The following is a 14,575-nucleotide window of genomic DNA, read 5'->3' as shown; positions in this document are numbered from 1 at the left end:
CCTATAAAACTAGCTTTGGACACCTGTAAGGACTCAAAGCCAACACTCTATATTGCTGGTTAATAGACTTATTGGCAGCATTCTACATGCTACAGACACTCAACTCAAAGAAACGTTCATTTTACCGCAGAAAAAACCGCGTCCGGCGAATAATCCATACGGATCGCATTCATTTTGTCATTTCACTGACACCACTTTTTTCATAAAAAAAACTGATAATAAATGTAAACGATAAAATCAACTCATTATTACCGCCCGCGCAATATATTTTTTATGATTAATAATCATATAGATAATTAGTTTTCATCAAAATAAGCACATCATGCTAGTCGTTCTGATTGACTATCCTCATTCCCAAACCGACACCCAATACTGGTTACATATATCGATATTTTCATTATTTAAGAAATATAATATTAGAAAATAATAAATTAAAGGTGTATTGTTAGGTACACATTCATATCATTAACTAAATTTCACATTTATAAGGACATTATCGATGGATCAAATAACCCGAATTCTTGAAAAACTGAACCGGGGTCGTAGCGACCAGCAGCTAACCCTGGCAGACTTTATGCCGCTTTCCCTTGCTGAAGTCCGGAACATGGCAGGCAGCCGCCTATCCCGCGAAGAAACACAATTACTTTACCGGGCGGCAATCAAAGAGAAACAGAACAACATTCTGTATACCGCCCGTGCGCTGACCCGCGCCAACCCGCTGCTGAGAAAAGAGATGGGCGTTGCCCGCTATCACGGCGCGACGCCATATGGCTATGATGATATTATTGTGCCGCGTGCCGGTGAGTTTGCCGCACCGGGTGCCGTCTCTTCCATGTTTTCACCGGCCGGCTATCTGACAGAACTGTACCGCGAAGCCCGTGGCCTGCATCAGAAAGACAGTGTCAATAATCTGGACAAACGCCGTCCGGATCTGGCAAAGCTGGTGTTATCTCAGGAAAATCTGGACAAAGAGATCTCCACCCTGTCACTGGCTAATGAGCAACTGGAAACAGCGCTGATAGCTCAAGCCGGTCAGACAGACAAAAGCAAATATTATGAAACCCTGGCAACCTCCCGCCGCAGTGGTGTCACACCGTATAACGTACCGTTTGAGGGAATTCGTGAAGCCCTGATACAACAGAATTTTGTTCTGCCGGATAATGTTCTTACCAAAGGTACAGAATCTGCCGCACAGATAGCGTTATACGCCGGTATCTCACCGGAGCTGTATGCCATTCTGACAGAAAAAACCGATGGGTTAAGTGAATCTGAAACAGACACACTGCTGAAGAAAAACTTCCCGGGCATCAATACTGACAGCCTGATGGATTTGAATGCCCTGGCCGGTTATTACGGACTGCCGCGGGATGAGATTCAGGCGCTGGTTACCGGCGAAATTGCAGATAAATCACAAACACCCGATATTTATAAAAGTAATAAACTGGTGATACCGGTAATACATTCTGACGGGAAAATTGTACTCAGTGAACTGACCAAAACGCCGGATGGTAAAACACAGGCATACTATATTGATTTAATTCCGCAGGGCGGAAACCGGTTTTTGGTGAACTTTAGTTTTCAAACAAACTCCGGGAATAATTTCTCAATATTTTATATCGGTACTCATGGCGGCGACAGTAGTGATTTATATCGCAACGACAATTTTATTCCTCAGGTCGGCCAACATTACAGCCTGGCTATTACACTGGATGCCGACAGACTGAAACAAGGTACAGAACTCGGGATTTCACGAAAAAAACCCGCTGACGGAAGCTATCAATACACCTCCGCCTCCTTTATCCGCACCGATCCGAAACCCGGGATCTGGCTCCTCAGCCTCAACAAAACCCTGCGCCTGGCCAAAACCACCGGTATGACGCCGGCGGAAACACAACGCGCATTAACCCGCCTGCGTTTCAGCAATGAAGATACAGATGCCATCGTGTTACACCGGTTTACCGAAGCGCTGCTCTGCCGTAAACGTTATGGTATTGATACTGAAACCGCATTAATGCTGTGTAATGCCGATATCAGCACGGTCAGCGATAACGGCCAGCTCAGCCAGTTTGATCGCCTGTTTAATAACCCGCCGCTGAATGGTATCACCTATACCTTAGGTGGTGATGCAATTCCGATGCTGCCGGATGCCGAAGACCCGCGCCGCGAAGTCCTGAAACGTGCTTTCCGGGTGGATAATACCGGGTTATGGCAGATATTTGATATCACCGCCCGTGACGACGGCGATAAAAAAGACGGAAACGATATTGAAAACCTCAGTGATCTGTTATTGGTTCGTCTGCTGGCGGATGTGCATAACCTGACCGTGGCACAACTGGATGCCCTGCTGCGGATTTCGCCCTACAGCACAACCAATATTTACCAGATAACGGAAGAAAAACGCCGGGAGCTGATGACCTTCCTGTACCAGACCACCCAATGGCTGAGCACACACAATATCACCGTTGAACAACTGGTTATGTTGCTGACAACGGATGTTCCGGCCACACCAACCAAAGAGATGACCACTCTGCTGGATGCCCTGCGTAACGGTGGCATTGACAGTAACGCCCTGCATACCACCATGGCTCCCGTGATCGCCGCCGCTATGCAGATGGAAACCCCGGAACAGGGGGAAGCACTGCTGAGCTGGCTGGACAATAACCATCCCGGCGATGTGCTCACCACCAAGGATATCCGGCCGCTTATCGCCACCGAAAAACCGTCTGCCGGGCAGCAGAAAAAACTTGCGGCATGGTGTCAGCTACTGGCACAACGCGTACTGGTTATCCGTACCTTTGCACTCAGTCATTCCGAACTTCAGATGTTGTCACAAGGTGCACCGGCTGATTCTGTTGATGCACTGCGTAGCATCAGTGATTTCCATGACCTGATTAACCGCTGCGGTGACCAGGCCGGTACTGTACTGGGGGCACTGCAAAGCAAGACACTGACAGTTAAAATCCTGGCACAAGCACTGAATCTGTCAGAAGATGTGATTACTCAGGCACTAAAACAAGCCGGACAAAAACCGGAACTGACCACATGGTCACCGCTGGCTGCACTGCCGTCACGGCTGGATTTGGCAGACGCCCTGCATATCACCCCGAAAGATATCACCAATCTGCTGACGGTATCTGAAAATGCATCACCTTCTTATGCAGATCTCACCACACTGGCAGGCCTGTTACAGGCCGGTCTGAGCGAACAGCAGACAAAACAACTGCAAAACCAGTCTGAGCCGCGCCGCAGTGAAGCCCTCAGCGGGGAATACCGCACGCTGATTATGAAAAAACCGCTGGCAAACCGTGATGATATCTGGCGTTATCTGCTGGCGGACGGCAAAGTCAGTGCTGACATCACCACCACCCGGCTGGCAGATGCGATTGCAGGTATTCAGCTCTATATCAACCGCACCATTGCCGGTGATGAGCCGGGCGCAGAGAGTGCCGTACTGGAACGTCAGTTCTTTAAAGACTGGGATACCTATAATAAGCGCTACAGCACCTGGGCGGGTGTTTCTCAGTTAGTCTATTACCCTGAAAACTTCATTGACCCGACTATCCGTATCGGTCAGACCGGGATGATGAATACCATGCTGGAGCAGCTTTCACAAAGTGAGCTTAACAACGATACCCTGGAAAACGGCTTCCGCCAGTATCTCACCGCTTTTGAGCAGGTCGCTAACCTGAAAGTGATCAGTGGTTATCATGATGCCGTTAATATTGAACAGGGTAATACCTGGTTTATCGGTACCAGCCAGACTGAGCCGAAAAAATATTACTGGCGTAAAGCCGATCACAGTAAATGCCAAAACGGCCGTTTTAACGCCAATGCCTGGAGTGACTGGAAAGAAATAACCTGTGCTATTAATCCGTATCAGGATATGGTGCGCCCGGTGATTTTCCGTTCACGTCTTTATTTGTTATGGATTGAAGAACAAGTACGGAAAGATGACGAAGGTAAAAAGGATATTTCGTCTTTTACCCTGAAGCTTACTCATATTAAATATGACGGTAGCTGGGCGTCGCCATTCAGTTATGATGTGACCAATGAATTTGTTAAAATGAAAGAGGGTCGTAAAGGATTATATTGCACTGAGAATCCCGGGAAAAATGCATTGGCTGTTGCCTGCTACCTGGTTAAAGACAGCTACGATGACAGTCAGAAGAAAACCACGCAACGCGATAACAATAAAGAGCAGGGAAAAACAGAGCATTTCGGGCGCTATATATTCTCCGATATGTCTGTGGAAAATATACCGGATATCCTGAGTGTACTGGAGTACACCGTCCCACAACTCGATACAACTACTATCACCAGGGTAAATAGCCTGCTGCTGCACAGCTATGACTCAACACTCACCCCGGAAGATGAAACCGGCACATCTAATGCAAATATCAGCCTGAACGCAGAATATTATTATCTTTCAACATACGGGAACAAAACACACCTCGTATTTAACTCTGATGTAGACGTTAATATTCATGTGGATTTTATTCCGTCATTATTACGTCCTGAATTTATTAAACAAATGAGTTTCGGCGCCAGTTCTTACCGGACTGAAGGAGCTGTTTACTCGCCAATTGGTGATTTCCCGGGCGGTGAATGTACTGTCAGCCTGACTGAAAACATTAAGACTGGCATAAACATTATTTACCTGAGTGTACCAGGAAACGATAAAACATTACCATTTGTTAATAGCATAGCATTATCAATAGCAACACCTTACGGAGCCTCAATTTATGATTGCACACACTATGGCTCAGATAAAAACAGACACTATTTCACATGTAAAATAGATGAATTAACTTCAGACCATCCTGACGATGAAATAATCATTGCACTTTTTATTAAAAATAGAAATTCAAAAAATGAAAAAATAGGGTTAATAAAATATAGCAGAATTAATAAAAATCTGACTCCAAACAACCTGAGAAATTGCTCACTTGAATATATTCATAACAGCAACACAATTAGAACGTTTAAGGCAGAGTCTATTGACTTCTTAAGTATAAATGACGATTTTAATAACAATTATATTTTTCAAGAGCATAGGCTGGACATTACTGATTTCATTCATAACAAGGAAGTAAGCTTAACATTACAGGTTAAGTTTAAAAATGGCAGTGTTGATATAGCCCGTAAGTACAAACTAAATATTAGTGTTCCCGGGAAAAGCCTTCGTGCTATTTCCCTGCACACCACCGCAGACGGCGCCCAATACATGGAATGGGATGCTTACCGTACCCGGCTGAATACCCTGTTTGCCCGTCAGTTAATTGAACGTGCCAATAACGGGATTGATGCGATATTATCACCGAAAACCCAGGACCTGCGTGAACCGAAACCGGGAGAGGGGATGTATGTTACCCTGATACTGAAACCGTATGATCCGGCCATTCATGGCAGTGACCGGAAGTTTACGATTAATCGGTATGATGTCTTCGTTGACGGCGATATATATCCTGTTATTGACTCCACTGTGAATACAGAAACATCAACCATTGTTAATCTGTTTTTCCCGCATATAGGATATAATGATAAAAGAATATTACTTGGTGCTCGTTTCCAGAGCGGCAGTCAAGACTGGCTTAATTTTATTCCTGACGGAAACAATGGCTGGAAATTAGATACCAGCTATAACAACGGTACCTTCCCCGGTCTGGAATCCGTCTCCGGCCTGTCGCAACCCGATGAACCGATGGACTTCAGCGGCGCCAATGCCCTCTATTTCTGGGAGCTGTTCTATTACACCCCGATGATGGTGGCCATGCGACTGTTACAGGAACAGGACTTTACCGGCGCCAGCCGCTGGTTAAGCTATATCTGGCGCCCTGTCGCCAGCGGTGCCGGGGACTGGCGTGTGCGGCCGCTGAAAGAAGATACCTCCTGGAATGCCGATCCGCTGGATTCGGTTGACCCGGATGCCGTCGCCCAGAATGACCCGATGCACTATAAAGTCAGCACCCTGATGAAACTGCTCGATCTGCTGATTGCCCGTGGTGACAGTGCTTACCGTATGCTGGAGCGCGATACCCTGACCGAAGCCAAAATGTGGTATATGCAGGCGCTGGGGCTGCTCGGGGATAAACCGCTGACCCTGATCAACAGCGACTGGAACAATCCGTCACTGAGTGATGCGGCCGACCAGACCAAAACCAAACAACGGCAGGATGAAATCAGCCGTCTGCGCAGCGGTGGCCTGCTGCCGGAAGTCCGTACCGCCAATACCCTGACCGGGCTGTTCCTGCCGCAGCAGAACGAAAAACTGCTCGGCTACTGGCAGACCCTGGAAATGCGCCTGTTTAATCTGCGTAATAATCTCTCCATCGACGGCCAGCCATTATCGCTGCCAATCTTTGCCGCACCGGCAGACCCGGCCGCACTGCTCAGTGCCGCTGCCGCAGCCTCCGGCGGCAGCAAACCTTTACCGTCTGCTGACATCCCGGCCATGCGCTTCCCGCAGGCACTGGACAGTGCACGTTCACTGACCGGGCAACTGATGCAGTTCGGTTCCACCCTCCAGGGGCTGATTGAGCGCCGGGATGCGGAAGCCATGAGTGAACTGCTGCAAAACCAGGCCGGTGAGCTGATGCTCTCCTCCCTGCGGATGCAGGAACAGGCACTCACCGAACTGGATGCCGAGAAGAAAACCCTGGAACAGAGCCGGGCCGGGGCACAGTCCCGCTTTGACAGCTACCGCGCCCTGTATGATGAAAATGTCAGTGCCGCAGAAAAACGGACCATGGATCTGAATCTCTCGTCCGCCATACTGAGCACCTCCGTTGGCGTGCTGGATATGGCTGCCGCCGCGGCCGATATGGCACCGAACGTCTTTGGTATGGCCGTCGGGGGCAGCCGCTGGGGCGGTATCCCGAAAGCAATTGGTTCCGGTATCGGCCTCGCCGCCTCCGCCACCAAAATTACCGCGGATAATATCAGCCAGTCTGAGGCATGGCGCCGCCGCCGTCAGGAATGGGAAATCCAGAAAAACAATGCCGAATCTGAAGTGAAACAGATTGATGCACAACTGGAAGCCCTGGCTGTCCGCCGCACCGCCACAGAGATGCAGCGCGAACATCTGGAAATCCAGCAGGCGCAGACTCAGGCACAACTGGAGTTCCTGCAGCGAAAATTCAGCAACAAAGCGCTTTACAGCTGGCTGCGCGGCCGTCTGGCATCCATCTATTACCGCTTCTATGACCTGACAGCAGCCCGCTGCATGATGGCAGAAGCCGCTTATGCATGGCAGACCGGCGAAACCACCCGTTACATCAAACCGGGCGCATGGCAGAGCAGTAACGCCGGACTGATGGCCGGGGAGTCCCTGCTGCTGAATCTGACCGAGATGGAGCAGGCATGGTTGAAATGGGATCACCGTGGACTGGAAGTTACCCGTACTGTTTCGCTGGCAGAAGTGTACAGCGCTGATAAGGTCGATCTGACCGCGAAAATTACTGAGTTGCTGAAAGGCAGTGGTTCCGGCAATACACCGGCAGCAACCGGGCTTTCAATGACCGCGGATAAACAGCTGCATGCCGCATTTAATCTGAAGGCACTCAACATTGCAGATGACTATCCTGCCGGGCTGGGTCAAACCCGCCGGATCAAACAGATCAGTGTGACCTTACCGGCACTGACAGGTCCTTATCAGGATGTGCGTGCTGTACTCAGTTACGGCGGTGATGTGAAACTGCCGGACGGCTGCAGAGCCATTGCGGTCTCCCATGGTATGAATGACAACGGCCAGTTTCAGCTGGATTTCAACGACGGCCACTGGCTGCCGTTTGAAGGTATCCCGGTGGATAACAGCGGCAGTCTGACTCTGAGCTTCCCCGGATCAACAGGTGATAAACAGAAAGCCCTGCTGCTCAGTCTGAGCGATATCATCATTCATATCCGTTACACCATCCGTTAATTTTTATCCTGACCCGGGCGGCCTGCGGGCTGCCCGTTCTGGAGTCTATAATGCAACAATCAGACAATATCAGTCCTCAGGCGCCGTCTCTGCCGAAAGGCGGCGGTGCACTGACCGGACTTTCCGGACAAGCGGGTACCGCCGGTCCGGACGGCGCGGCATCGTTATCGCTGCCGCTGCCCGTCAGTGCCGGACGCGGCTATGCCCCGTCTCTCTCACTCAGCTACAGCAGTCAGGGCGGTAACAGTGCCTTTGGTATCGGCTGGGATGTAAATCTTCCTGCAGTCAGCCGCCGTACCCGCAAAGGGGTTCCTGCTTATACGGCCGAAGATGAATTTCTGGATCCTGCCGGTGAAGTCCTGCTGGCTATCCCCGGTACGGCGGATAAACGTCAGACCCTGTTTGGCGTGAAACTGGCGGTTTCTTATCAGATAACAACATACCGCGCCCGGACGGAACGTGATTTCAGCCGTCTGGAATACTGGCAGCCGGATGGCAGCACCACTGAGCCGGATTTCTGGCTGTGGTATGCTGCAGACGGTCAGGTGCATCTGCTCGGTTATGAATCCGCCGCCCGTATCAGTAACGGCAGCAATACCGCCCGCTGGTTACTGAACGCCTCGGTCTCCGCCACCGGTGAGCAGATTTATTACCGTTACCGTGCGGAAGATGACATCAATTGCAGCGACCGGGAAAAAACCGATCATCCGGGCAGCCACAGCCAGCGCTATCTCAGTGAAGTCCATTACGGTAATATCACCGCCGGACGCACATTTCCCTGCTTTAACGGCAACGATGCCACCAAAGCAGGCTGGCTGTTTGTGCTGGTATTTGACTACGGCGAACGCACCATTAAGCCAGAAGAAAAACCACTGTTTAACGCCGGTTCCGGCTGGCTCTGCCGTCAGGACCCGTTCTCCGGCTATGCTTACGGGTTTGATCTGCGTACCCGCCGCCTGTGCCGCCAGGTACTGATGTTCCACCGCCTGGAAACGCTCGCTGAAAAAGCAGAAGGTGAGGATGTACCGGCACTGGTCTCCCGCCTGTTGTTTGAGTATCAGGAAACCCCGTTTATCACCACACTGACCGCTGCACGGCAGATGGCCTTCGAGGATGACGGCAAAGTGCTGTCCCTGCCGCCGCTGACCTTCGGCTGGCAGACCTTTGATATTCCTGCATCCCCGCAATGGTCTCAGCCGGAGATGGGTAAACTCAATCCGCAGCAGCCGTGGCAGTATCTTGATCTGCACGGCGAAGGTATTTCCGGGATCCTGTATCAGGACAGCGGCGCATGGTATTACCGGGCACCGGTTCGTGACAGCAAAAGCGATGATGTCAACGCGGTAATATGGGATAAACCACAGCGGCTCGATAACATTCCCGCCCTGAAAGAAGGCGCGATGCTGACCGATCTTGACGGTGATGGCCGTCTGCAGTGGGTTGTCACACAGCCCGGCGTACACGGGCAATACCGTCAGCAGACAGATAATCCGGCGCAGTGGCTGCATTTTACACCGCTCAGTGCCCTGCCGCTGGAGTACAGTCACTCCGCCGCACAAATGACGGATATCGACGGTATCGGTGCCACCGATCTCGTGCTCATCGGTCCGCGCAGTGTGCGCATCTGGCCGGGCAGCAAAGACGGCTGGTTATCCGCCAAAAATATTCCGCAGGCAGAAAAAATTGTCCTGCCGTCACCGGATGGTGATGCGGCCACGCTGGTTGCCTTCAGTGATGTGCTCGGCTCCGGACAACAACATCTGGTACAGATCAGTGCAGACGGTGTGATTTGCTGGCCGAATCTGGGCCACGGCCGCTTTGGTCAGCCGCTGGCACTTGACGGCTTCAGCAAAAAGCAGACGGAATTCAATGCGGCTTATGTCTCTCTGGCCGATATTGACGGCAGCGGTACTGCCGATATTCTGTATGCCCATAGTGATTATATTGAAATTTACCGTAACCGCAGCGGTAACGGTTTTGATAAACCGGTTACCGTGAAACTGCCGGCCGGTGTCCGTTATGATAATACCAGTCGCTTACAGGCGGCAGATGTGCAGGGATTGGGTGTCGCCAGCCTGCTGCTGACGATTCCCCATACCGCACCGCGTCATTATCTGCTGAACCTGACCACCGAAAAACCGTGGCTTCTTAATCAGATCAACAACCAAATGGGGATGTCACAGAATCTGCATTACCGCAGTTCTGCACAGTTCCGTCTGGATGATAAAGCCCGCGAGCCGGTCTCATATCTGCCTTTCCCGCTGCACACGTTATGGAAAACAGAAACTACCGACGAAATCACCGGCAATAAACTGGTGAGCGAAGCCCGCTATCACCACGGTGTGTGGGATGCCCGGGAGCGGGAATTCCGAGGCTTCGGCTGTGTGGACGTTCTGGATACCGATACCGCCGCCGCCCGTGATACCAGCGGAGTCCTGACGATGCCGGTACTGACCCGTAGCTGGTATGCCACCGGTTATGCCCCTGTCGATACACAACTGAAAAATGAGTACTGGCAGGGTGATAAAAGTACCTTTGCCGGTTTTGTGACCCGTCTGACAACCGGCAGCGGTGATAAAGAATCTGTCTGTTCTGACGCTCTGGTGCAAAAACAGGCATTCTGGCTCTGCCGCGCGCAGAAAGGGATGGTGTTGCGCAGTGAGGTATACGGCAAAGACGGCAGTCCGCAGCAGGACTTACCGTACAGTGTCAGTGAACAGCGTCTGAGCGTCCGCCTGATTACCCCGGATGCCGATATGCCGGTGCTCTGGCCCTCCGTATCCGAAAACCGTGAATATCACTATGAACGCATGGCCGCCGATCCGCAGTGTTCACAATCCGTTGTGCTCAGTGCCGATGAGTATGGTTATCCGTTGCGTAAAGCGACCGTTCATTATCCGCGCCGTCCGAAGCCGGCGAAAAACCCGCTGCCGGATACGCTGCCTGCGTCGCTGTTTGATTCCGGTTATGATGATCAGCAATTACAACTGGTGATTGCACTGACACGGACTGCGCAGGCGCATATTGGTGAACCCGCCCGTGAGTTCTGGCAGACCGGTCTGCCGCTTCGCGTGCGTAATGATATTTACACCGGCAGAAATACACCTGCTCAGGGATTCACCGCCGAAACGCTGCAAACGCTGCTTAACGGCGGCTCCGGTCTGTCCCGGTGTTTTGCCGGTCAGCAGCAAATCTGGTGGTATGATGATTCAGGTAAGCCGCCGACAAATACCACACCGTTCTGGCCGCCGCGTCAGTATTACACGGATACCGCAGAGTTTGATGATGCGATCATTGCTTCACTGGGAGCTGCTGAGGATATGACCGCTCATCTGGAAAAAGGCGCTTATCGTCAGTCTGATTACCTGTTTGCTGACAGCACAGAGACGAATAAAAAACTCTGGATTGCCCGTTCCGGTGATGTCACATTCGGTGAACCGGAACAGTTCCGGCTTCCGGTTGCCGTCCGCGATAACCCGCTGGTCGGTGAACGTCATCTGACCCGCGATAAACATCACTGTGTTATCACTAAACACCGCGATGCTGACGGGCTGGAGATAACCGCAAAATATGACTGGCGCTTCCTGTCTGTCTGCGAAATCACCGATGCCAATGACAATATCAGTCAGGTGCAGACTGATGCGCTGGGCCGGGTGATCAGCAGTCGTCTTTACGGCACGGAAAATGGTCAGAAAACCGGCTACAGTCAGAAACCACTGATTCTGCCGGCGTCTGTACAGGACGCGGTGGATATGCAAAAACAACTGCCTGCTGCACAGTGTTTTGTCTATGCCGCAGATAGCTGGATGCACAGCGGTACAGATAAACTGCCGCCACATGTGCTGACACTGACAACCGATCGCTATGATGACGAACCGGCGGATAAAAACACGCAGCAAATTCGTCAGCAAGTTACCTTCAGTGACGGTTTTGGCCGGATAGTACAGCAATCTGTCCGTTTTGAGGATGGTGATGCATTTCGCCGTAATAAAAACGGCTCACTGGCGGCCGGAAACCGGAAAAGTGAGAAAGCAGCAGCCCGCTGGGCGGTATCAGGCCGCACAGAGTATGATAATAAAGGGCATGCTGTGCGGACGTATCAGCCTTACTTTGTCAATGACTGGAAATATGTCAGTGATGACAGTGCCCGGCAGGAACTGTACGCTGACACACGCTTTTATGATCCGCTCGGTCGTGAGCATCAGGTGATCACTGCTAAAAATTACCGGCGGCGCACACTGTACACGCCGTGGTTTGTGGTCAGTGAAGATGAAAACGACACCGCAGAATAAGCCATACCACTGCGGAAGATCAATAACAGCCTGAATGACAGGCTGTTATTTTTTACTCATATTGCAGACGGGTGATTTTTCCCGGCGTGCAGTCAAAATTGATCGCACGGGCGATAGCCCGCCCCTGCGCCTCAGAAAATGCGGGATTTGTTACCGGGCTGAACATATCTGCATAATCCAGGCTGGCTTTGCCGTAAATAAACCCGCCAATAAGGGGATTATTCACCGAATACATCTGCGGCAGCATGGCCATCATGGAGGATACCGGCACACCGATCAGGTGTTTTTCCAGATCACCCTCCTGCAAGGTATCCTGAGGATAAAACCATAATGGTGTGCTGATAAAGAAGCGGGCGTTGTCATTCATATTAGTCAGAATATATCTGACCAGCCCAATAGCGGTATCTCTGTCCAGATGTTCGATCACATCCAGCAGACAAATCACATCATATTTGGCAAATAACGCCTGCGGGATATCCTGTGCCAGTCCGTGCCAGACATTCCGGTAAATATCATCATTAAATAATGTCTGGTTATAGCAGTTCGGTTCAAATCCATCCACACCATCAACCGACCAGTAAAATGTATCCGGATTTGCTTTGATCATCCGGCCTAATGTTCCGGTACCAAAACCGATATCCAGCACATTAACAGAAAGCTGAGTCATCAGGTCAGTTAACTGAAAAACCAACCCGCGGGGAGAGGCGGAGCTCCCTGCACTGGTCCCCTGAACCATTTTTTGTCTGCCTGAAAAACGGTAATCCTTTACTGTCTGTACCAGCATTACTGCCCTCACTAATCAGTGATATTTTCTTATACGGAAGTTCTCCATGCTACCTGAGCAGCATAAGAAAAATATAGGAATCACCGACATTCTCACGGTAAAAAAAATGCCGGTCAAATCATGACCGGCATTTTTTACAGAGAAGAAAACAGAATCAATCAGGACTCACACATATCAATACTGAGTTCTGACGGCGGCAGGCCGATTTGCAGTATCACCGGCTCATAATCCTCAGAACCGCTCCAGTGACGGGCAATTTTTCGCGCCAGCAGGAACCCGGCTGCGCCACCCAGAATACCGCCGGCAAGAACCAAAGACTGGCTTTCCGCCACTGCCTGCACCACTCCCGCTCCGGCAAACAAACCCAGCAGCGGCGTGAGATATACCAGCATTGCCGAACGTAATAAGCTGCCTTCAGGGATCCCGACTTCCACTTTCTGACCGGTCACCAGCGGTTCACTGACCGGAATCTCAAGCTGATGCTCTGCTTCCGGCCCCAGTTTATTCAGCAGATAAGAGCCGCATGCCGCCCGGGCTTTGCAACTGCCGCATCCGGCAGATGACCCGTAACGCAGGACCGCGCGCCCGTCCTGCCAGCGCACCACGGTTGCCCACTCTTTGACCATATTAACCTCCGCTGAATGTCACACCGTCAGCTATCTGCCGGGCCGTCGCCGGAGGCAGTTCGCCGAAGACGGTGATCTCATTATCACCTTTACGTATGGTGTACAGCGTACGTGAACCCTGGCGCATTGTCTGTTGATTTTCTGCTGTCTTCACCGCTTTGGCGACATTCACAGAAAAAGAAAACAGACCATCGCTGAACATGACCGTCTCCACCCATTCCTGTTCCCCCACCTGACGGCGGTTACGGGTCATTTCTTTAAACCCGTTAGGAAGACGCATCACATCCCAGTCAAATTTGATCTTTTCCGGCTGCGGAATCGCCAGTACCGGCGGCATGGTAACAGACTGCACCGCTTTCAGTGCCTCTGTCACACTACTGTTATTCACGGAAGCAGAAACCACGCGGAACTGCTCAAGTGAAACATTATTCTGATCCAGCAGGTCCACCTGTAACGGCAGACCGGTCTCTTCATCTGCAACCACAATATAATTGTAGCGGGAGTTATCTTTTGAGGTGATGCGCACCACCCGGCCCGGATGATCACCGATGTGGATCCGCCCGACATCAATAAAATTGTAATAGGCTTTCAGCGCATTGAAGTCAGCGAAAATAATCGACGGCAGATAATCAACAATGTGATTACCGCTCAGACTGAATGAATCCAGCCCCGGCTCATAGTAGCTGATTTCCTGACCACGCTGGACAATTTCCCGGCGGGAGCTGTCCATCTGCATAATCTGGGCGACAGGCTGACCATCCATAACCGCATAGCGGTAACGGACCGGCGTGATACCTTTCGGGGAGATGGTGATAAAAGAGAGTTCATAACTGAGTGTACGGGAAGCGTTACCCATATTCTGCAGCAACGCCTCAGCACTTTGTTGTGCTGAGGCCGGTGCTGCGAGTAACAGGCTGCCCGTCAGAAAAGCAACGGATAACCAGATTCGTTTCAT

At 51.1% G+C, this 14,575-nt stretch carries 5 protein-coding genes; 2 read left to right on the top strand and 3 right to left on the bottom strand.

Annotated elements, in window-relative coordinates; genetic code table 11:
• Positions 1 to 499 precede the first annotated feature (499 nt).
• Both AB7038_RS06155 and AB7038_RS06150 read left to right on the top strand, forming a co-directional pair.
• Positions 500 to 7,918, top strand: a complete 7,419-nt coding sequence (locus AB7038_RS06155) for a neuraminidase-like domain-containing protein (protein ID WP_369452955.1) — start codon at positions 500 to 502, stop codon at positions 7,916 to 7,918.
• Between the two features lie 50 nt (positions 7,919 to 7,968).
• Positions 7,969 to 12,210, top strand: coding sequence for a SpvB/TcaC N-terminal domain-containing protein (locus tag AB7038_RS06150; protein ID WP_369452954.1), 4,242 nt, complete (start codon positions 7,969 to 7,971; stop codon positions 12,208 to 12,210).
• 52 nt (positions 12,211 to 12,262) lie between these two features.
• Here AB7038_RS06150 and AB7038_RS06145 read toward each other — a convergent pair whose 3' ends face one another.
• From AB7038_RS06145 to rseB, 3 genes are all read right to left on the bottom strand, one after another.
• Positions 12,263 to 12,946, bottom strand: a complete 684-nt coding sequence (locus tag AB7038_RS06145) for a class I SAM-dependent methyltransferase (RefSeq protein WP_368888625.1) — start codon at positions 12,944 to 12,946, stop codon at positions 12,263 to 12,265.
• A 206-nt stretch (positions 12,947 to 13,152) separates the two neighbouring features.
• Entirely contained in the window at positions 13,153 to 13,620 is a 468-nt protein-coding gene (gene rseC / locus AB7038_RS06140) for a SoxR-reducing system protein RseC (RefSeq protein ID WP_349418433.1), read from the bottom strand.
• A gap of 1 nt (position 13,621) precedes the next feature.
• Entirely contained in the window at positions 13,622 to 14,575 is a 954-nt protein-coding gene (gene rseB, locus AB7038_RS06135) for a sigma-E factor regulatory protein RseB (RefSeq protein ID WP_049243279.1), read from the bottom strand.

It is taken from the genome of Morganella morganii, assembly GCF_041099235.1.
In the GTDB taxonomy this organism is placed as follows: Bacteria; Pseudomonadota; Gammaproteobacteria; order Enterobacterales; family Enterobacteriaceae; genus Morganella; species Morganella morganii_E.
Note: the sequence above shows the minus strand (reverse complement) of the source record. Positions and strands in the feature narration are given on the sequence as shown.